Raw genomic sequence first — 21,468 nt, forward strand, 5'->3', positions numbered from 1 at the left:
GTCTCCTTTCTCTTTTGCTTGTACCAATATATGAGGGTTAAATTTTCGATATGAAAAAAACTATATTTCTCTATGAATTTACTTTTCATTTATGGATATATATGTAAAGAGGGTTAAGGAGGGTTATTATGTGGAAGTACACAAAATTCGGTAATGTATTACTTTGGGTGGGCCCTATCCTTGTATTTTTAGGACTATGTATGACAAATGTTATTTCAGATATTCCTTTCTTTGAGGGGAAACATAAAACGGTTGGTATTGTACTTATATTTATAGGTGTAATCTGTTTTGTTGCTGCTAATCATTTGAAAAAAGGAGAAAGATATGAAGAATAAATCTAAATAAAAAACAATCCTGGCATATTAGCTAGGATTGCTTTTTATTAATGTTGATTATTTGTAAAATACTTTATCAACGTTATATTTCGCTTTGTATTCATTAATGATATATGTTTCGTAAATTTCTCTTTCTGTTGGATCTTCTACGATACATGCATCAATGCGGTATACTTCATCACGGTGATTTTTAATTGGTGAAACATTATCTTCAAAATGCTTCTTAATACGTTGTCTAATTTTACGAGCTTTACCTACGAAAAGAAGTTCGTCATTAATATTGTAAAACATAAAAATGCCGCCTTTATCTCTAGGGAACAAGTGGAAATCGATAAATCCATTAATTGGAGTAATGATTGGCTCGTCTCCTTTAATAACTTGTTTACGTTCAGTAATTGAAACATCAGCTTCAGGAATATTAATTTTAATCAAGTTCATTCACGTCCTCTTTTATTATAAAGATAAATAATAGCATACATAAGTAAGAAAAGCTATGTTCAGAGGCATATTTCATTTTATAATTCAAATATTATAGGTGTATCATGTAAACTTTTCTTCCAAATCATATGATCGCTGGATTCTCCCCAGTAATCTTTCAATACATAGCTAGGTTTTCCAAACTTTTTCGTCCATATACTTTGCGCATTTTTATATCCACTATCTAAACAATATTCTGTTATCCCTCTGCTAAGTAATGTAAGAAACATTGTATGTAGTAATAAACTCCCTATTCCCTTTCTCTGATACTCCGGAAGTATGAATACAGTTCCTATTTCATACAAATTTTTAAGTACACCACCTGTACAACTATTAATCAATGTACTTGCTGGACCGATTTCGATTGTTCCAATGATTTTATCGTTACTTGTATCAATTGCTAATAAAAAGTAACGACCTTCTCCGTTACTATCAAAATCACTTTTCAAATACTGCTTTTTTGAGTTAATTTCATTTTCTATGTCATCCAATGATTGTGACAATCCTTCATTTTTGTATGTATTCGTAATAACGATACGGAAAAATAAATATAGTTCATCTACATCATTCAAATTCGGTCTTCTAACTGCAACGTTAGTCATGAATTCAATCTCCAATCCTCATTATGCCATTGTTAATACAACACTTTATATAATCTATTCATCATTATTCTGCAAAAACCTGCATAAATCCAACAGTATAGAAAGCTCATTATAGATATTGATAAAATAATTTTTATATCCATAGTTGTATGAACAGCAGGACCAAGTACCGGAAAACGGAAAACATCGAGAACAATCATAATACCAATAATTAGACAAGTTGCTGAAAAGGAAACAATCCAAATTCTCCTCTTTAATTTTAAAAAAGATACTCCTAAGGCTAGACCTAATAAGCCTGTAGTAAAAGGAAAGACAATTAGTTCACTTGGCTCAATAATAAATAATAGAAAAATAGTAAGAATATAAGAAAGTATTCCCTCACGAATAGAATAGAAAATAGCAAAAAAAATCGGTAATGTCGAAAATGGACTAATGAGCAAACCTATACCAGGAACTAAGTTCCCAGCTGCTTGAAACATGGTGGCTAATGTACTCATCAAAGCTGTAAGTACTAACTTATTCGCAAGGGACAATTTTCTTTTATGAACAAAGCTCGTATCATGTTCTATCATCAGTTGATACCAATAACGTACAAACCAATTCATCAATATCTCCCCCTAAAGATGCCGCATTCATTACTTTCTATATTATTCATACACTAGTGGTTTATGAGCTGCTTTCTACTTGTTATGAATTACTATATAATAAAAGACTTTTAGGGGGATAAATTGTGCGTTTTGAAACAATATAAATTCCTTGGATTATTAAACTACGAGTGTGTATCGTATCAGGGAATAATTTCAAAAATGGTACCTTTATTAAAATCAGTTACTTTCATAGAACCGTAAACTCCTAAATATAATTTAGTTTGATTCAAATTTGTTCCTAAACTCATATAATAAGCTGCTTGCGTACCAAAATCATAATTGGTTTCAATAGCATGAAAGTCAGCATGTTTACCGTCTGTACCTGCTCTAGTATAGGCTAAAACACCTTTAACTGGCGGTCGAGAATCTTCTTTCTTAGCAAGGTCAGTAAACACTACGCTACCTGTTAAATTTGGAATTGCATTTCCCATATATGGCTGAACTCCTGTAAGTGAAGTTCCTCCAAACTTATCTGTTCTAGAATCTTTATGAAAATAACTAAGTAGAGGCAGAATACGCTTGACTGAAGTTTGTATTGTTTCATCATAATAAACCATTGTTCTCTCATCCAAAGTCTGATTCTCAGAACAATGTCGTATAAAAGAAGTAGGTAAATCCCCTTCCCATCCTCGCCACCCAAAATTGATAACCCCATCTTGATTGGGAGTTAACCTCATAAAATGCATTTGAACAAGTTCTGTAACCGGTATAGGTTTATATTGAACAAATGAAAAAATAGACTCTACAATATCTTGTCCGACATTTCCGGCGTATTTGATATATTGATTATAAAACCTTTGAAATGAAATGCCGGTTATATTACGTACTCCTTTTGCAATTACTGTAAGTGTTTCTTGTATAGATAAAGGGAGTTCATTAAAGCGTGTAACTACAGGAGGGTTATTTATAAATGTATTTTTACTTACATCGATTTCAATTATTTTACCTGCTATTTCTAAATCATCTTGGCTTAAATTAAATGGATCATAACCTGATCCGCCATCTCCATTTGTAAAAACAAGTTTTCCAGTCTCAGGTGAAAAGTTTAAACTATTGACTCCGTTATGATTAAAAAATGGTCTTCTTACATTCAGTAATGTTCGTCGCTTTTGAGCTTGACCATTAGATTGTAAAGTCCATTCTTCTACTGTATCAATGTGATCATATTGCGTATTTCTATTAACCCACTTTAAATTTAACGTTTTAGGGTCACAAGGATTCGGTTTAAATTGCTCAGAAAATGCACCTGGTCCTTGAGTTCCAGCTACTGAATAATGAAGATAAAATAACCCATTTTGATAAAATTGTGGATGGAACGCAAGTCCAAGCAATCCGCGTTCATCATAACCGCTACTAGAAACACCTTCTTCAAATGTACCTAATTTAATAATTAGGTGACGAATATCTAAAAATATCTTTATAACTCCATTCCCTATGTAAAAAATCTCTCCTAATTGGGTTGCGATAAATAGTCTTTCGGTCGATTCGCCTGGAAGTATTGTTGTTTTCAATACGGTTGGTAAATTTATATTATGAACAATGGGTCGTAAACTAACTTTAACTTTTGTCAATTAACTGTACACCCCTTTTTCTTCTTTTTATAGAAGAATATGATTAGAGTAGTTTTGTTAGTATCAAATAAGTCGCATTCCTTTTTATTACAATTTTGTATATAATATAATTATAAATAATATGGGGGACGAACTATGATAATCGTACTACAAATCATCTTACCACTAATTTTCGCAGTCTATTTATTTACCCTCTATCATAACGGGACGTATGGATCAGCTTCATTCATTTTAGCAGTCATGATAGGAATTTTCGGTTTAGAGAATATTTTTCAATATGCTAGTCTAACAGATCATGCTATTTATCCATATTGGGGCAGTTTGAAGGCTGTTGTTATCGTTTTATCAGTCGTATTTCTATTTAAAAAAGGTGGTTTAACGGGAAAATATTGATTTGTAATGCGTTACATATTTTCTTGTTAAATTGCTTTTATTTTATAAAAGCAGAAATATTTATGTAAAAACACGAAGGGATGTGTTACATATGTCTATAAATATTATTTCAATAGTATCTATCATAATATGGATTTTGTTAATTACAGAACTTATAAAACCTTCAAAAGAACAGAATGGACGAAAAATAGTAACTTTAGTAACTGCTGGTTCCGTATCAACACTTATTTTAACGGTTTCATTTATTCAAAATATCCCGTTTTGGAATTGATAGTGATATAACTAACAAAAATATGTATAAATAAAAAGATTAGGATTCACTCCTAATCTTTTTATATTTTGAGGTAGCACCATATGCCCAGTAAGCTAAGATTTTAAGACACCCCCTTAACGAGAACTTTACATTTTCACAATTATTTATGAGAATTCGGCTCGTTTTTCCGTTTTGGGGAAGAATCAATTTCTTAAGTTGATGACGATGTGGATAGTATCCCAGGTATCACAAAATGATGTGAAAAATGACAAAACTGTAAGATAACGAACTATTTTGTAAGGGAAATCACTCGTTTCATTCGCCAATTTTTTCTATAGTAAGGATAAGAAGAAAACAAATAAGATGATATGAAAATGAGTGTTAATGAAGTAAAAGGTTTAACGAAATTTTATCAATCAAAAGGTGCGGTTGCGACAAATCTGATTTTTCTTTACAGGCTGTTCTTAATGAATTCATGAAATGGGATTGTACTTATATTGTAAGGAGTGGGACTATTGAAAACAGTACTATCGGTGCAACACCTAACGAAAGAAATCAAGGGCAAGTTGATTGTACAAGACATATCGTTCGATATGGTAGCGGGAGAAATTATTGGACTACTTGGTGCGAACGGAGCAGGCAAGACAACCACGATGAAGATGATAGTTGGTCTAAGCACAATAAGTGCCGGGGACGTGCAAATTGCAGGTTACAGTATTAAAAGTCAGTTTTCTAAAGCAATCCTCAATGTAGGGGCTGTGATTGAAGCACCTGCATTCTATCCTTATTTGAGTGGGTATGAAAATTTACGACAATATCAGCGTTTGCACAAAAATGCAAGTAAGGACTGGTTGCTGGAGGTAGCCAGTCTAACCGGCATAGAACATGCGCTTGATCAGCGAGTAGGCACGTATTCCATGGGAATGAAACAACGCTTGGGAATTGCACAAGCACTACTGCGAAAGCCAAAGTTGCTTGTGTTAGATGAGCCGATGAATGCACTTGATCCTGCTGGTGTCCGTGAAACCCGGAACTATTTAAATAGAATTGCGACAGATTTGGGCGTAGCAATTGTGATTTCCAGTCATCAACTGTCTGAGATTGAGCAGATGGCACGTCGAGTGGTTATTATGCAGAATGGCTGCTTAGTGACAGAGCAAAGGATTGATGATGGCTTAAATGATGGGAAATTCTGTATCACTCTTCACATTGATAATGTTGAGCTTACAAGCGAAGTTTTGGTTAACTTGTTTGGGGAAGATCATCATGCATTGGATTATATGCAGACAGAGAAATTATCTAACGGTGTGCATACTATAACAGTAGCTATTGATGAAGGGCAAGTTCCAATGTTGATTCGAGCATTGTGTGCTGCCGGGGTGGAAGTTCATCGGGTGTTGTCGACACATACGAGTTTAGAGGATAAGTTTTTAAAATGGACAACTGCGCGTGGTGAGGTGAGTTAAGTTGTTATGGAATGAATGTTTGAAGATAGTGAATAAAAGAATCTTTATTCTTTCACACATTGGTTTTATTGTGATGACGGTACTGTTATCTTGGGCATACACCAGTGATCTCAAGGCTGATGATACGGTGGCTCAAATAGTAAATGCTTTGCTTGGCCTATCGGGAATGCTTGTTATTCTACCTTGGGCGATTGTTTTGTCACCTCTTATTTGGACGGATGAGTATCAATATGGAACTTTGAAACAACTGTTCCTGCATACGTCCTCGCGCTCACGGTTGTATGTTGCAAAAATTGCTGCGATGATTTTGCTCATCATTACGGGTATTGTTAATATATGCATTGTTTCTTTGTTAGCGAATCTTCTGATGGCTCCCCAAAACATACAATGGGGCGACATGACGGATGTTATATATTCTATTGGAGCAATCGCATTGCAATGTTGCCTATATGCAAGTCTAGCATCCTTGATTGGCGTGTGGACGAGATCAGCTGCTATCGCAGTAGGCAGTAGCTTAGTGCTATACTTTTTACAAATGATATTTGGAGGTAGTCTCTTATCTACATCATGGACACACATTCTATTCATTCATCATGATGATTTAAGTGTCTATTGGAGCACGTCACAATATAAATCGGAATTAGTTGGCTTACTTATGTCGTTAGCGATAGATATCACCTATATTTTGTTTTTCTTTGCAATTGGATTATGGATGTTCGTCAAAGAGAGAGGAGCAGACTAAACATAACACGGAGCTAAAAATGAGCAAAATAGAATACAGTTATGTCGCTTATACCAATACTCGGGATAAGGATATGGAAGATAAAATAATGAATGTGAAACAATGATAAGTGATAAGTGATTACGCTAGTCTAGTTAACCAGCAGCAATCTAGTACTTTATTTTTTTGTCAAAGACTACCGCTGATTTTACATTAAAGTCAATAATTGAAAAGTTAGAGAAAAAGAATAAAGAGTTTGAAGAAGAAAATAAAGCCTACTGATTACTTCATGAAGTTATAAAATTAGTACCGTACATATTAGACATATCTGAAATATACAGTACTAATTTTACTATTGATTCACTTATCTAACTTAAAGATAAGTATGTGGTCCTTTTACAATTTGAATTTCTTTTTAAGCTTCTTATATTTTCTATACGAACGTCTAACAATGTTTAACATAAAATACGGTATTTTAACCGGGAAAGGTAATTTATATATGAAAGGAAAATAAAAGGTGAAATATGCCTTTTCTAGGTCTCTCCACTTACTATCTTCTTTTGTTTTTAAGAAATCAGATACATCGACTACATATCCCCTTCCTTTTTCCATCATCACATTTTTCCCGTGAACATCACAAGGAGTTAACCCTTGTTCCCTCGCATACTCTAAAGCCTCATTAATATCAAGTATTACTTGCTTAGGAATTTTAATACCCTTATGAATAGCATCGTATAAGGTAATTTCTTTTAAACGTTTCAATACTATGAAATTTTCTCCTTTATATATAAGCTTTGAATAAGAAGGATGATTTCCAATTCTTCGGTATACTTCTGACTCTTTTTCAATTCCTTCTCCTTCTCGCACGTAAATTTTCACTACCCAATCTTTGTACTCTCTGTGCATGAATACTGCGGCATAATTACCTGTTCCTAAACACTTCCAAAGTCTAGGAATATCTTTAACTACTACAGGCTCGAATTCATCCTCACTTCTGATACTTACCTCTTTTAATAATTCGTCATTTATCAATCCCACAAAACTATTTATACTCATCATTCCCACTCCGGTTTTGCTAAAAGGGGGCCCACCCACATTTTAACGAAAATATACACTAAGCGAATTTTAGCATAAAACGAGTCATCTTTCTTCTTAAAATAAAAAGCTAACTCGTTTTATTTAAACTGTTGAATACTTAATATTTATTCCGTTATTCATAGCCAAAAACCGTACGATATAAAAATATTTCTAATTATTTTCATTTTTTCAGAGTCAACTGTATAGGGCTTTTCTTAGTACAAGTTCTCTTCGTTCATTACCCATGCCAAATCTATAAAACATTGTTTAGAAGTGTAGCAAAGGTTTGTTAATGGTTCAATTCTTGTTCCACTACTATCTTTGTTAGCTAAAACTTTTATTGTTTTAATAGTCTTTTGTTTAATTCCCACAATGCTGTTTTGTTGCTATCCCATTTCAAAAACGTTACTGCTTCCTCAAAGCATAACCATTTATAATTGAAGTGTTCTTTAGATAATGATATGTTTTTTGTAGGGACTTTAACTCCAAAAGAAAATTCTTTTATTACATAAACCTCTTCTCCCCAAAGGAATCCTCCAACTACATCTTCTACTGATAGTGAAGACACAGAATCTAATTGTATATATGGACATTCTCTTGTAATACGAGCCTCTTCAAACGCTTCCCGTTTTGCTGATTCAATAGGAATCTCACCGTCTTCTCCGCCACCAGCTATTCCTTGCCAATAACCATAATCACTTCGGTTAAAAATGGCATATTGAATAGAATCGGCAGTTTTTATATAAGGAAATATCAATACTTGATATGGCGCTCTCATTACTTAACCTCCTCTCGAAAATACGTTTTAAATCAATATGAATAAAGAGCCGCCATCACAATTCTACATTATTAATGCAGGTTTATAATGTCGGCCCTCTATTTTTAAATAATTTTATTTTTCATAAACAGGCTTACTCTTAACAGAGGAAAAACTGATTATTTCTTGTCGAATTTGTTTAGCATGGTTTTTCCTAAATGTTAGCAGTACCCTATATTATTCAATTGCGCCAGCAACATCATAATCATTTAAATCTAATTCAATCGTTTGTCCGAGCGCTAGTTTAGCAAGTTCCGCTCCTAAATATGGACCAGCTGTTAAACCTGAAGCCCCTAATCCATTCGCAACGAGAATTCCTTCAAAGTTAGGTAGCGGTCCGATAACAGGTAAGAATCCTGGTGTAAATGGTCTGAATCCAACTCTCGTTTCAAGCATTGTAGCATTTTCTAAGCCAGGCGCAACTGTTAATGCCTTATGGAATACTTCATGTAAACCACCTGCTGTTACACGATGATCAAAACCAGTATCATTCTCATGTGTTGCACCAATTACGACATGCCCATTGTCAAACGTTAAAATATATTGATCGTTCGGTGGCATAACAACTGGCATATTTTCTGTGGCTGTATTCTCGATTTGCAAATGAACAATTTGTCCTTTTTGGAATGTAACTAAGAAATTAATTCCTAATGGTTTCAAGATTTCATTCGCCCATGCGCCTGCAGTTACAATAACCTTTTCTGCTAAAATTGTTTCATCGTTTACTGTAACTCCCGTAATATGATTTCCTTCATGGACTAATATAGCATCGCCTTTTATGAAAGTTGCACCATGTTTTTTCGCAGCACTTATTAATGCATTGCGTAATAATCTCCCATTTACTCGTGCAGCACCACTAATATGAACAGAACTATATTCGTCTGATAATGCTGGGAATAATTTTTTTGTTTCTTCAGCTGATAAGCGAGTGATTTCACCAATCTCCGGGGCATCTTCACGTCGTTTATAAGCTCGCTCTTCCATTTGATCTAACTTTTTCTCGTCAGTATGTAAACTAATTGCACCTACACGATTATATCCTGTGTCAGTTTCACCGTCTTCTTCTAATTGCTGAATTAACGAAGAATAGTAACGTGCACCGCCTTTAACAATTTTATACCATGCTTTATTACGACGCTGTGATAACCATGGACATACAATTCCTGCTCCTGCATCAGTTGCTTGCCCTAATTGTTGGCGATCCACAATAGTAACATTCGCACCTGTTTTAGCAAGATGATAAGCAGTAGACGCTCCTAAAATTCCAGATCCAACTACAATATACGATTTCATTTCAAACACCTTTTCTCTTTTGCTAATTATATAAATATAAGAACATTCCTTAGTATAATGGAAGGAATGCTTTTTTCAATGTACTCATCACAATTAATTGTTGCAGCATTGTGACTTCCTTAATCATTATTTTTTCTTCTTACGGAATAATTCAATTGTTTTATAGCCTTGTGAAAGGATTTCTATCATTTTCTCTAGACGTTTTTCACGAGTTTTTTCTTGTTTCACAGAAAAAAGATTACGTGCCCAATCTTTTTGGTATCCAGGCGTTAAACTTTGATAAAACTTAAGTTCATTCGGATGAGTAGCTAATAATGCTTCAACATCTTTAATTCGATCTGCATAATCGGCAACACATTGACTCATAGCAGATGTTTTTGTTGTTTTTTTCTTTTCACGTTTTAAACCAACAACAGTAAAGACTTCATCCATACTTACCATTCGTGCAAATTTAATATCGCTTTCTCCCACATAACCATCTTCTCCAACGTTTAATGCCGGAAACATCTCATCACGGTGAATAAACGTACTATAACGCGCATTACCTTTTTTCGGATATGCGAAGAATACGTAACCTTTTTCAATTAGTAATTCTTCATTACTAATAATAAAATTCGTTTGTTTCACCATTTCATCAAGCGTTTCTACAAATATAAAGATAGCATCGTGTCCTTTTGAGAATGCAGTTTCTTTACCTGTAAAAATGTCATAATCACTTGGTTCGTTAATAACGACCATATTTGTATACTTATTAAGTTTCAATTTATCAATAACTGACATAATAATCTTCCTTTACATTCAAAATTCATTGTACATACTTTTTCGTACTGTTCTAGTGTATTATATGTATTAAGAAAATCAAACTTTAAATCGTATTATTCTGCTGCAAAAGAACATAATTCTTTACTAGATGGGGTGGTTTTATGCCATATGTAATCCGAGATGAAGGGCTAGTTTTACAAGGGGATGATGGAAAAGAACCAATTTTTCATACATATGAAGAAGCTGAGGAAACATTAAAAACATTAACTATACCGCAGTTTCCGAAACATATTAGAAGAAAACCATTTACACCAAAAATAATAAAGATAGCCGCTTCTGAATAAGAACCGGCTATCTTTATTATTCATAACTTAATAGCAAATAAAGTATATAAAAACTCTTTATATTGATCTTCTGTAATTTCACGCTTAGTTTTTTCCCCATGAATAATTTCGGTTAAACTTGTATTCGTTAATGAAATATGGCCAGAGTTCGTCAACTTTACTGTAATTGGTCCTTTATTAAAAATAGACTTCTCATCTTCTATCACTCTTCTTTGAACATCATTTACTACTATCTCATCAATAATATGTTTATAAAAAGCATGACAAACTTTCCATTCTCCAGCAGCATCTATTCTTTCTAAAACATAATTTCCTTTATTCGTATCTTTTTGTCTCACCCGGTACGAACCATTTTTTGAAGAAACCGACTCGCCAGTAAAAGGTACAGGAACAAGAGGTACTAACGAAGCTATACCTATATCAATTAAATACTGTACATTATCATAAGTTAAAATAATTGTTATATGGCCATCCTCAAGTGCCCATGCATTTATATCGTTTTTATACACCGTACCTAATGCCAGTTGTACATCATAGCCACAGTCTCTTAAGAAATAGTAAAAAAGAGTATTTAATTCGTAGCAAAGTCCACCACGGGAACTAGTTAAAATTTTCTCTCGTAAGTTTTCCAGAGAGATTTGATTCGTATTTCGTGCTATAACATCTAAATTCTCAAATGGTATAGTATGCGCAAACGAAAAGAGTATGGTAGGTAATTCTTCAAACGTTACATCATTACGTTTTTTAAGATTTAATCTTGTGAAAAGCTGATCTTGTAAACTTGTCATATTTAGCACCCCTTAAAAATTTATAAGTTTAAATAATATATGCTGATTGTAAATTTTAAGGGGCACTGTAACAATGTACATTTCATTTAACTGTACCGGTACAAAAATTACGATTCACGAGGTAAATTAATAGAAGGCGTCATTACAAATGTCTTTTCTGTAATTGCTTCTTTTTGTGGCAAATCAAAAGCTACGAATATAAATTTAATAGTTTATCTATAGGCAAATTATTACTATCACTTAAATCAACAAAATATTGAAGTTGCCACGTTTGGCTCTTTTTAGCTTGATTACTAACAGTGGTATCCCAAACAGGATAAATCCTCATTGCCATTTTCCCTGTTTGACTTTGTGTTCTCAATATTTTTTCTTTAAGAAGAATCTCTTTAGGAAAAATAAATTGCCCTAGTTTATTATCAGCAATACAAGTGATTACTAATAAATCAGGAGCAGCTTCATAAGAGAAAGCTCTATTTCGCATATTTTCATCTTTCTCCCAAAAAGAAACAAATTGACCAATTTTATTAGGTGTAACTTTTGATTTTCTAAAACGAATGGTTTTGTTATTTAAGTGGAATAAACATCCGGCATATTCTGCGTTTTGCTTTTCTTCTTTTAGATTCGTAATCATTAAGTTGTTAGGTTTGTAAACTATATTATTTAAATTTTGGATTATAATATTAAAATTGTTCAAAAAAACTCCCCCTTTATTCATCTCTTAGTTTACCACAAACATCAGTTCTTCTATATCGTATATAATTATGAACTAAGTGAAATGGGGGAATTTAGCAGGATATAATTATTACTTTAATGTACTTAGTTTTTCAATTGCTTGTTGTTCAGTTGCTAAGTAAAAAATGTCATTTCCTTTATTACATTCATAAATAAAATCTTTTAAGCTTTTACTAGTATACATAGAGAAATCTCCAACAATAGCAATCTTTACCTTATAGTTTATAAACTTTTGAAGGATATCACCCGCAAGCCGTGTTTTTAGGTCAAAGAAATCTTCACTTATTAAAGATTTATGGATAATAATATGTTTCGCATCTACCTCATTTTGAACTGTTGCCATAGTATCTAATGCAGACTGAACATCCGATATTAATACCTTATCGTTTCTAATGACCGCAATATTGATTCCATCGATTACTACTTTCTTTATTTCCATAGTCCCACCTGTACAGAGATAATAAAGTTGTTTAATTTACAATAAAGTCATTTAAAAAATAATATAGTAGTTTAAAAATCCTTCTTCTACTAACGAGGCAGGTTAGTGGAAGAAATAGCAAGTGGGTTTAACTAGGAGAAGTGTCTTCTGTTTTTTAAATTAAGGATATCGATAAATTAAGATTTATTTACTTAACATTGTACTTATTTTCGGACCGAGGCATCTAATCGGTGAGTATATACAAACCAAGTAATGCTTGCTGTTAATAATGTTGACGAAATTAAAGCTGTAAGAACACTATATGTTTGCCAAATAAGTATCGTTGACCAATCGAAGGCAAAAAACATTATACACTGGGCAATAGTAGCGATTAGGAAAATAATTGTTACGATTGTTCTCTTTTTTGTCATTGGCTGCTGCTCATTCGTTTTCCCTTTTCTTAATCCTAAGAAAAATAACAGAACGGCTAATAGGCAAAGAATAATTGTGGTAGACGACAAAATGATGTCCAAAAGCTGTGTGCCACTTATCTCATATGACTGAGTTAGATTGCCGTTTAATATATTTTTAACTTGTAGTACCAGGTTTATATTGGTATTTGCGCCGTTGCTCAGTAAGCAGATGGCTGTTCTTTCATTTGGCAGTATGGCTACTTTGGTACTAAAATTTGGATTACCCCCAGTGTGTTCTATAAACGTTTGTTCGACGTTTACCGACCAACCTGCCGCATAATACATATCATTGACAGCCGAAACAGACATATCACCTCTATGTGATTTTTCGATGGCCCTGTGAAATATTTCGGGTATGTCCTGCACGATACCCATCTGTATGCCCATCCAACGCGCCATATCTTTTGTATTAGAAATGATATAGCCGGCAGGTTTATTCCCGGTATAATACGGAGCGTTAAATGGAGTTGTTATAAAAAAGGAAGAACGGTAACCCTGTGCTAACTGTCCAGTGGCTTGAGCATCTTCTTTATAAACATACGTCTGGTGAAGACCTAAGGGTAGAAATACTTGCTCCTTCATAAAGTCTTCATAGCTTTGTCGTGATACAATCTCAATAACCAAACCCAATACGTCATAATTAACGGTTCCATAGTTATATTGTTCACCAGGAGAGAACGCCAATTCTGCATCTACCAGCGTTTCCACAGTCTTTTGCAACATATCAGGCGTATTACCTTGTGGAATATTTTGAAGATGTCTAATATTTGTTAGGCCGCTGGTATGGTGAAGAAAGTTATTTAGTGTAAGGTTTTGCATATCAACAGGTTTACCTTGATACTTTAACGTAAACCAAGGTAAATATTTTTGGATAGGGTCAGTCATTGATAGCAGCCCTTGCTCTTCCAATAGCAAAATCCCCATACCAGTAAAAGCTTTACTCACCGAGGCCAACTCATAGAGTGTATTTTCACTTGCAGACAGTCCCTTTTCAAGATCTGCATACCCAGAAGAAAAGTAGAACACTTCACCATCAGCAAGTATTGAGAGTGACATTCCAGGCACACCTGACGTACGACAGGCATCATCTAGCAATGCTTGTATTGCCACAGATTTCGAATCTGACAACGCATAACTTTGTGTTGCGAATCCTGAGAATAATATAAATATCGTTAATACAAAAACAATAGTATTTTTCATACACTCTCCTTTCTGAAGAATTATAAGGGTATAAATAACTTATTTTTATAACTATAAACTAAATTCTGATTTATATTTCTATTTATCTATATAATATCAAATAATTGTGAAGAGTTACACTTAAACTAACGGGGGCGTTAGTTTAATAAGAAATTAACAACTTTATTATTCATTTTTTAAGCATTACATAAGCAGATGGATATAATTTGAAACAACTTTAAAGAGCCTTGCTGCATATAGAATGTAGTAAGGCTCTTATCTTTTTTAATCAAAATTCAATAACTTTATTATCACTATACACCACCCCTTTATAATTTACACAGTATGAGTAAAATTGTTTTACAAAACTTCGTATTAATCATAGATTAAATTAGCCACAGCTATTAAAATTGCCTCTATTTTTTGTTGTAAATATCTATTTTTTATTACTAATACGGTCAATGAAATTAATGATAGTTTCTCTTTTTTATATTTTTTAATATATATATGGGATTACTTTTACTTGTTATAAAAATATTGTGGAGTAACATAACTTAACAAACTATCCAAAGTGTTAATCTCGGCATATGGTTGTATTTTGGTAGTATTCTTGATTTTCTGAGGGTTAAACCACACACCTTTTATATTTGCATTTTGAGGACCAGCAATATCCTTTTCTAAGTCATCCCCGACAAATAAAGTATTTTCCGGTTGTAAATTTAACTTATTTAATGCTAGTTCGAATATACGTTTATCAGGTTTACTAAATCCCACTTCTTCAGAAATAATGATTGTTTCAAAATACTTATTTAAATTCGTGTTAAATATTTTAGCTTTTTGCCTCTGAGTTGAGCCATTTGTTATAATTCCAACTTTACAGTGCTTCTTTATTTGATTTAAGAAATGAATAGTATTTTGGTCTATTGAAAAACATCTAGGGAAATTATTATTCCAAAAATCTTGGATGTAATTGCGTGGCAATCTATACCTTGGCGTGAATTCATCAAACAATGATTCTAAAACTGTCGTTTTATTACTTATGCCATATTCTCTTTTATCGTATTCTTTGAATTTCTGTAACATGTTGCTTTTAGCCGCACCATCTACATTTTCATAACACTTTTCTAAAACAATTAAAAATAATGCCTCTACTGCTTTATCCCTATCAAGTAATGTATCATCTAAATCAAACAGCATCGCTTTATAACCCATCAAATCATTTCACAACCTTTCTATATTTCCTAGTAATCATCAAAAGTAATCAAAAAAACAATTCATATCAAAGAACTCGTAATAGAACGATATTCTAAGAGTTAAATCAAAAATCCTTCTTCTGTTTGTTAATTGATGTGAAAGTACACGATTTCAACTAAGGTAGTAGGTGAATTTTTTAATTGTAATTTCTAATTTTCAGATTAATTCGAAGGTATTTTGTGATAAGCTGTACTTAAAGATTAAATATAAAGGATGATTCATATGCAAATAAGACCAAAGGTAAGTGAATATAACTCCTATTATGCAACGTATACCAACTTGGTATCAGACGGAAATATCATATATATTCTAGAACAACAAATGAAGGAAACAAATCTTTTATTAAAGGGAATTTCTGATAGTGAGGGACTTTTTCGATACGCTCCTACTAAATGGAGTATAAAAGAAGTAATCGGCCATATTGCAGATACAGAACGTATTATGGCATATCGCTTGTTATCTATTGCTCGAGGCGAGACAGCGGAACTTCCAGGCTATAACGATGATATGTATGTTCTTAAAGCTGCTTTTGATAAGCAATCTATGCAAGATCTTCTTGAGAATTTAATAGTTGTTCGCCAATCTACCCTGTATTTACTTAGAAGCTTAGATAAAGAAGCTTGGTCACAAAGAGGAAATGCGAATAATTCTGAAGTTACAGTTCGTGCATTAGCATACATCATTGCTGGTCATGAGCTTCATCATCTTCAAATTATAAAAGAACGTTACCTTGGTTCTGATGTATATCCAGCAACTTAATGTTTGAAGAAAAAGAGTCCTATTTATGTAGGGCTCTTTTTCAGAATTTATAACGGATTAGCGCTTAGAACCATGGCAATTAAATGTCTTTATTTATAAAATTCACCACATAATATATATGTTATCCCCTCTTATTCTGTACATAATTTTATTTAGGCTGATATACTATAAACACAATAGTTCTGGAAAGGTGATGATATTATGTATGAACAACAAAATAATAGAGATAGAGATCAAAAAATGATGTTTTCTATGCAAGGAGTTCCCACAAATAAAATTAATATGCATCAATTACCTAAATGGATTAGAGTTTTTGGCTATTGTGCGTTTGGTTGGATGATAGTATTTAGTTTAATTATGATTGTAGGTTTAATTCTGCAATAACTATACAGAGTAGGTAAACGGGACGATATTTAGGTCATACATCTAGGTAATGTCCCGTTTTTTATGTGTGATTATCCCATGATATAAGTAACCGATTATAATAAAAAGAACCTGTAGAATATCTTACAAGTTCTTTTTCAAATATTATTAAAACGGGAACAACAAACTATTTTAACATTCAGTACAGGGAGACCATTTTGATTATGGCTTGATTTTATGATAAATCAAATTTCACCTGTTCAAGAAAATCTAGAAAACAAATTCAAAAACGCAGTCGTTGTTGAATATTGGTAAGAAGTTAGTCAATTTAAGGAACTTATAGAAAAAAGAGAGGTTAAGATTGATTTAATGTATGTAACATAAAAAATATATTTATTATATAATTTCCACACAATAAGTATAGAGAACCTATTTGTGAATATCTATATGGGAATTTAAGTTGTTCCTCATAGAAATTACATCTTTTAATACGAAAAGAAGCAAGTTAACATTCTTTTATATGGATAAGAATATTAACTTGCTTCTTAAATTTTAGTATAAATTATTTATTGTAAGCTTTACAATATAATATGCAAATTTATCACCTGTTTTTATAATTCAAGCACCTACTATTAGGAAAAGAGAATATTTCCTAATTAATTTAAAACATAAATTTTGTCTATGTTTTAAACAATATGTACTTTGGAGGAGGTTAATTTGATTTTTTCAAAACTCATTGATCGGTACGCCTTATATGATTTACACAAAAAAAGAAGTGTAGCGTTTCAGTTTACTTCCCTTTCTAACACTTCATTAAATATAAAGGACATAGAATCTTTTTATAAAGTAAAACCATCACATATTCATTTTGACATTAAGCATTCAAAGCAGGAAAATGAATACATGCTTGGACAATTCAACTATAAAAGCTCGGTTCAATCCGGTGATTCACGCAACGACTCTGTAACTGGGGAATTATTCTTACATGAAAATGAAAATGCACCTCATATTATCTTTGTTCACGGTTGGAGAATGGATTCTAACGAACGTGTGAAAAACATATTCCACGATCATATGACCAGCCTGAAGTGGAATATGTATTATTTCACTCTACCCTATCATTTTGAAAGAAAACCCGATCAATCCTTATTCAGTGGAGAGTATATGGTAAGTGCAAATATTGAACGAACAGTACAAGCAACTAAACAAGCGGTAGCTGATTTACGAGCTTTGATTAAATGGATTAAAACAAATAAAAATGGGCCCCTGATTCTAATAGGAATTAGTTTAGGCGGATTTATTACTAACTTAATCTCTCTTGTTGAAGAAGAAATTGATGTGTTAGCATCCATTTTCTATGCAAATCGACTTTCTTATTCTATTTGGAATACAATTCCGGGTAAATTTATTAGAGAAGACTTGGAACATCATGGTGTTACGTATGATGATTTAATAGATTATTGGAAAATCACTGAACCGAGTCAAGCATTGCCAAAAGTAAAAAAAGAAAATATTTTATTAATTTCAGGTAAGCATGATCTATATGTGTATTCTGAGGATACAGACTACTTGTGGGAATCTTTGGAAAGACCTACACGATATATTTATACATGTGGGCATGCTGGGATAGTTCTTAAACGTAAAAAAATTGCAGCTGATACTATTAATTTTATTCAAAATCGATTGAACTCCCCGCACTTATCTAATGTCGTGCCTTAAATCGCGAGATTACTAAGCACATAATCTTATACTTGTAATGTTTCATTTTAACCAATTACATATATAAATCATTGTCATGCTAATCCATACACAATAAAAAAATGAAAGATCCCCTAATGAAACATTAAAAAGGGAAGAACCTTAATGAGTTCTTCTCTTTTTGTTTGTTCTTTATTGAATTGTAATTTAATTACAGTATGTGAAATTATGCTATATTAATTTTAAAAGCGAAGTAAAGGTTGTTTTTACTACGCTTTTTCATTTGCAATCCTTATTAACTTTGCTCAATTCAGTATTTATTTCTACACTCTTCGCTTTTATTTAATCGTTTTTTCTGATTTTAAAACAATGGAACTTAATGCAGGAACTTTAATTTTATTGTCATGGACAACATAAAGTGGTTTACTTCCCGCCTGCTTGCCATCTACTAGTACTTTCCAAGGCCCTTTCGATGGAAGTGTTATTTCAACAGCTTCTCTATTTGCATTGTGAGCCACTGTAAAGTATTCATGTTTATTCCCCTCTATTATATAAGCTACAGTATTTTTTGGAGCATCAATAAATGATACGTGTATTTTTATTTGCTCTGCAGATGTCATTCGAAAAGCTGAGTACTTTTTGCGTAATTCTATTAAACCCTTCATATAATCTACTTCATTATTAAACGTTGCACGGCGCAGCCAATCCATCTGGTTAATTGAGTCTGGAGATTTGTAACTATTATGATCACCGTATTTCGTCCGCATAAACTCTTGCCCTGCATGTAAAAATGGAATACCTTGTGATGTTAATAAAATCGAAGAAGACAATTTGTGCATTTGTTTTCGCACTTCTTCGTTATCACCTGAATTAGTCAACTCAAGTTTATCCCATAATGTATGATTGTCATGCGCTTCCACATAAGTTAGTACCTGTTCCGGATCTTGATAAGTAGACGAATTTGTATCGTAGTCAATACCTGCTGTAATGCCTTTTTTAATACGATCTTCCATGTTTTGCTTTCCATTTACAAATCCATTTTCTTTCTCCTCAAATACACTACCTTTCAATCCATCACGTATATCATCGTTGAAATGTGCAATCCCTTTCATTTTCTCTGCATTTTTTTGATTTGCTTTCAACTCAGCTGCAAGAGGTGTATTTAAATCCCAGCCTTCTCCATGCAGTATAATAGAAGGGTCAATTTGATTCACAGCTTTACGTATTTCATTCATCGTTTCATAATCATGAATACCCATTAAATCAAAACGGAATCCATCTAAATTGTATTCTTTTGCCCAATATGTGACGGACTCTACCATAAACTTCCTCATCATTTTTCTTTCTGAAGCAGTATCATTTCCTACACCGGTTCCATTTGCAAATGTTCCATCTTCATTGTAACGATAATAATAACCTGGAACTAACTTATGGAAATTAGATTCAGCAGCGTTATACATATGGTTATATACTACATCCATCACCACTCGAAGATTATTATCATGTAGTGTTTGAACCATTTGCTTTAATTCAGTTATTCGCACAGTCGGCTCATAAGGATTTGTAGAATAGGAGCCTTCTGGAACGTTGAAATTTTTAGGATCATATCCCCAGTTATATTGCGGTTCATTTAAAGTCTCTTCATTTACAGAAGCATAATCAAATATCGGTAAAAACTGAACGTGAGTAACACCGAGATCCTTTATATGATCAAGTCCTGTTTTTACACCTTCTGGCCCTTTTGTTCCTTTTTCTGTTACACCTAAATACTTCCCTTTCTGTTTAATACCACTTTCAGGTTGAATGGAAAGATCGCGTACATGTAACTCATAAATAATAGCATCTTCCGGATTTTTAAATTTTGGCTTTTTGTTTGCTTTCCATTTTTTCGGATTTGTTTCTTCTAAATTAACGACTGCACCTTTATCCCCATTTACAGAAGCAGCACGCACATATGGATCAACCGCTTCAGTCCACTTATCACCAATTTTGACCTTATACGTATAAAAGAGCCCTTTTTGGTTCCCCTTTAGTTCTGATGTCCAAGTTCCCTTTTCACCTTGTTGCATGTTTATTTCAGCACCTATTTTATCGCTCCATTTTTTATATGTAACTAACTTCGCTTCGCTTGCAGTAGGAGCCCATAAACGGAACTTTGTATGTTGCGGAGTATATGTATTTCCTAAATCGTTACCACCATAATAAAATAAATTATCAAATTCTTCGCTATGAATGACTTTACCAATTTCAGTATTCGTATCAGCTAAGTTTTCTATTTTAACTTTGTATGTTTGTTTTAAATCAATTTTCTGTTCCGTAATTATTTTGACCTTATTAGTAATATCGCCACTGTTTATATCATAAGGAGTAATATTCTTAATTTTAATGCCTTCAATTTCAATTTTCTTTTCCTTAATATGAAACGGGACATTAGTCGTTACAGTAATTTCATGGAAACTATCAATAGTTGCTTTTTGAATTGAGAGATCCGATGAAGGCTTAGAGTTATATACTTTTTCATCACCCGAAAGGATCCATACTTCAGCACGACCGTCCTTTATATTTTCAATCCAACGATCCCCACCATCTTTTTCCCATTCATTTGTTCGAACTATAAATCCTACACGATTATAGTCACCGTCTATTTTTATCTTAGCGTATTTTCCAAATTCATCTTCACCAGTAAATTGATAAGATGTACCATTTGCATTTTCTCCCCATAACCAAAGATTCCAGTCTTTTGTATTTCCAAGCTTTTCTTTGTAATGAATGATAATTTCAGTTGTTTTCGAATTTGAAACTGCCTTCACACTCTGAAAGGAGAAAACAGATGATAACATAACGATTAAAGTAATTAATAAAACTGTTTTGTTAATTAATCTTTTTGTAATTTGCATCACATACACCCTTTCTTCAAATATTACTAACGATTTATTATGCTTACACTGAATAACACTGTTTAAATTAATCTAGAAATCTCTTTTACTTCACCTCCATATCGGCTATTTTCACGTATGTATTTCAATGACCTTTTAATACGAAAACG

Annotated in this window: 23 protein-coding genes; 9 read left to right on the plus strand and 14 right to left on the minus strand. The window is 32.8% G+C overall.

From position 1 onward, the window contains the following. Positions 1–128: 128 nt before the first annotated feature. Positions 129–335 (plus strand): hypothetical protein, encoded by a 207-nt coding sequence (locus BLT20_RS10515; protein WP_000266125.1) that lies wholly within the window; start codon positions 129–131, stop codon positions 333–335. 57 nt (positions 336–392) lie between these two features. Here BLT20_RS10515 and BLT20_RS10520 read toward each other — a convergent pair whose 3' ends face one another. The 4 genes from BLT20_RS10520 to BLT20_RS10535 form a co-directional block, all read right to left on the minus strand. Next, positions 393–773 carry a nucleotide excision repair endonuclease gene (locus BLT20_RS10520; RefSeq protein ID WP_001048941.1) on the minus strand — a complete coding sequence of 127 codons (381 nt, stop codon included), beginning with the start codon at positions 771–773 and terminating at the stop codon, positions 393–395. 77 nt (positions 774–850) lie between these two features. Continuing rightward, positions 851–1,414: a GNAT family N-acetyltransferase gene (locus BLT20_RS10525; RefSeq protein WP_000185966.1), complete on the minus strand. Its 564-nt coding sequence runs from the start codon at positions 1,412–1,414 to the stop codon at positions 851–853. A gap of 32 nt (positions 1,415–1,446) precedes the next feature. Beyond that, positions 1,447–2,019: a YybS family protein gene (locus BLT20_RS10530; protein ID WP_001103998.1), complete on the minus strand. Its 573-nt coding sequence runs from the start codon at positions 2,017–2,019 to the stop codon at positions 1,447–1,449. Positions 2,020–2,201: 182 nt separating this feature from the next. Continuing rightward, positions 2,202–3,632, minus strand: a complete 1,431-nt coding sequence (locus tag BLT20_RS10535; protein WP_000169993.1) for a PQQ-dependent sugar dehydrogenase — start codon at positions 3,630–3,632, stop codon at positions 2,202–2,204. 135 nt (positions 3,633–3,767) lie between these two features. Here BLT20_RS10535 and BLT20_RS10540 point away from each other — a divergent pair, with 135 nt between their 5' ends. The 4 genes from BLT20_RS10540 to BLT20_RS10555 all read left to right on the plus strand — a co-directional run bounded on the left by BLT20_RS10540 (position 3,768) and on the right by BLT20_RS10555 (position 6,486). Beyond that, the gene (locus tag BLT20_RS10540) at positions 3,768–4,025 is read left to right on the plus strand and encodes a hypothetical protein (RefSeq protein WP_000587696.1); all 258 of its coding nucleotides are present in this window, start codon (positions 3,768–3,770) and stop codon (positions 4,023–4,025) included. A 91-nt stretch (positions 4,026–4,116) separates the two neighbouring features. Beyond that, positions 4,117–4,296: a hypothetical protein gene (locus BLT20_RS10545; RefSeq protein WP_000026315.1), complete on the plus strand. Its 180-nt coding sequence runs from the start codon at positions 4,117–4,119 to the stop codon at positions 4,294–4,296. A gap of 497 nt (positions 4,297–4,793) precedes the next feature. Then, positions 4,794–5,744 (plus strand): ABC transporter ATP-binding protein, encoded by a 951-nt coding sequence (locus tag BLT20_RS10550; RefSeq protein ID WP_000859759.1) that lies wholly within the window; start codon positions 4,794–4,796, stop codon positions 5,742–5,744. A 1-nt stretch (position 5,745) separates the two neighbouring features. Beyond that, positions 5,746–6,486: an ABC transporter permease gene (locus BLT20_RS10555; RefSeq protein WP_000964516.1), complete on the plus strand. Its 741-nt coding sequence runs from the start codon at positions 5,746–5,748 to the stop codon at positions 6,484–6,486. Between the two features lie 375 nt (positions 6,487–6,861). Here the strand turns inward: BLT20_RS10555 and BLT20_RS10560 are convergent, their stop codons facing one another. The 4 genes from BLT20_RS10560 to BLT20_RS10575 form a co-directional block, all read right to left on the minus strand. Then, a complete protein-coding gene (locus tag BLT20_RS10560) occupies positions 6,862–7,521 on the minus strand; it encodes a protein kinase family protein (protein ID WP_000026538.1) in 660 nt (219 codons plus the stop codon). 358 nt (positions 7,522–7,879) lie between these two features. After that, positions 7,880–8,320: an NUDIX hydrolase gene (locus BLT20_RS10565; RefSeq protein ID WP_001202590.1), complete on the minus strand. Its 441-nt coding sequence runs from the start codon at positions 8,318–8,320 to the stop codon at positions 7,880–7,882. Positions 8,321–8,536: 216 nt separating this feature from the next. Next, positions 8,537–9,652, minus strand: coding sequence for an NAD(P)/FAD-dependent oxidoreductase (locus BLT20_RS10570; protein WP_000844395.1), 1,116 nt, complete (start codon positions 9,650–9,652; stop codon positions 8,537–8,539). Positions 9,653–9,778: 126 nt separating this feature from the next. Continuing rightward, on the minus strand, positions 9,779–10,432 hold the full coding sequence (locus BLT20_RS10575) for a YdeI/OmpD-associated family protein (protein ID WP_000110849.1): 654 nt from the start codon (positions 10,430–10,432) through the stop codon (positions 9,779–9,781). A 143-nt stretch (positions 10,433–10,575) separates the two neighbouring features. Between BLT20_RS10575 and BLT20_RS10580 the strand changes: the two genes are divergently transcribed. After that, positions 10,576–10,758: a hypothetical protein gene (locus BLT20_RS10580; RefSeq protein WP_001147158.1), complete on the plus strand. Its 183-nt coding sequence runs from the start codon at positions 10,576–10,578 to the stop codon at positions 10,756–10,758. Positions 10,759–10,778: 20 nt separating this feature from the next. On the opposite strand, the gene BLT20_RS10585 is transcribed toward BLT20_RS10580, so the two are convergent. The 5 genes from BLT20_RS10585 to BLT20_RS10605 all read right to left on the minus strand — a co-directional run bounded on the left by BLT20_RS10585 (position 10,779) and on the right by BLT20_RS10605 (position 15,560). Further along, entirely contained in the window at positions 10,779–11,546 is a 768-nt protein-coding gene (locus BLT20_RS10585) for an arylamine N-acetyltransferase family protein (RefSeq protein ID WP_000202745.1), read from the minus strand. Positions 11,547–11,736: 190 nt separating this feature from the next. After that, positions 11,737–12,240 carry a MepB family protein gene (locus BLT20_RS10590; protein ID WP_001058786.1) on the minus strand — a complete coding sequence of 168 codons (504 nt, stop codon included), beginning with the start codon at positions 12,238–12,240 and terminating at the stop codon, positions 11,737–11,739. Between the two features lie 108 nt (positions 12,241–12,348). Beyond that, entirely contained in the window at positions 12,349–12,717 is a 369-nt protein-coding gene (locus BLT20_RS10595) for a DUF4180 domain-containing protein (protein ID WP_000403456.1), read from the minus strand. 203 nt (positions 12,718–12,920) lie between these two features. Beyond that, positions 12,921–14,369 carry a serine hydrolase domain-containing protein gene (locus tag BLT20_RS10600; protein WP_000799129.1) on the minus strand — a complete coding sequence of 483 codons (1,449 nt, stop codon included), beginning with the start codon at positions 14,367–14,369 and terminating at the stop codon, positions 12,921–12,923. 498 nt (positions 14,370–14,867) lie between these two features. After that, the gene (locus tag BLT20_RS10605; RefSeq protein ID WP_000540712.1) at positions 14,868–15,560 is read right to left on the minus strand and encodes an HAD family hydrolase; all 693 of its coding nucleotides are present in this window, start codon (positions 15,558–15,560) and stop codon (positions 14,868–14,870) included. Positions 15,561–15,824: 264 nt separating this feature from the next. Between BLT20_RS10605 and BLT20_RS10610 the strand changes: the two genes are divergently transcribed. From BLT20_RS10610 to BLT20_RS10620, 3 genes are all read left to right on the plus strand, one after another. Further along, positions 15,825–16,361, plus strand: a complete 537-nt coding sequence (locus BLT20_RS10610; RefSeq protein ID WP_001167131.1) for a DinB family protein — start codon at positions 15,825–15,827, stop codon at positions 16,359–16,361. Positions 16,362–16,562: 201 nt separating this feature from the next. Beyond that, positions 16,563–16,745, plus strand: coding sequence for a hypothetical protein (locus BLT20_RS10615; protein ID WP_000273235.1), 183 nt, complete (start codon positions 16,563–16,565; stop codon positions 16,743–16,745). A gap of 696 nt (positions 16,746–17,441) precedes the next feature. After that, complete coding sequence (locus BLT20_RS10620) at positions 17,442–18,443, plus strand: alpha/beta hydrolase (RefSeq protein ID WP_000577695.1); 1,002 nt, start codon at positions 17,442–17,444, stop codon at positions 18,441–18,443. 317 nt (positions 18,444–18,760) lie between these two features. Here BLT20_RS10620 and pulA read toward each other — a convergent pair whose 3' ends face one another. Beyond that, positions 18,761–21,319 carry a type I pullulanase gene (gene pulA, locus BLT20_RS10625; RefSeq protein ID WP_073339180.1) on the minus strand — a complete coding sequence of 853 codons (2,559 nt, stop codon included), beginning with the start codon at positions 21,317–21,319 and terminating at the stop codon, positions 18,761–18,763. Positions 21,320–21,468: the final 149 nt, after the last annotated feature.

Source organism: Bacillus sp. cl96 (assembly GCF_900100505.1).
Lineage (GTDB): Bacteria > Bacillota > Bacilli > Bacillales > Bacillaceae_G > Bacillus_A > Bacillus_A cereus.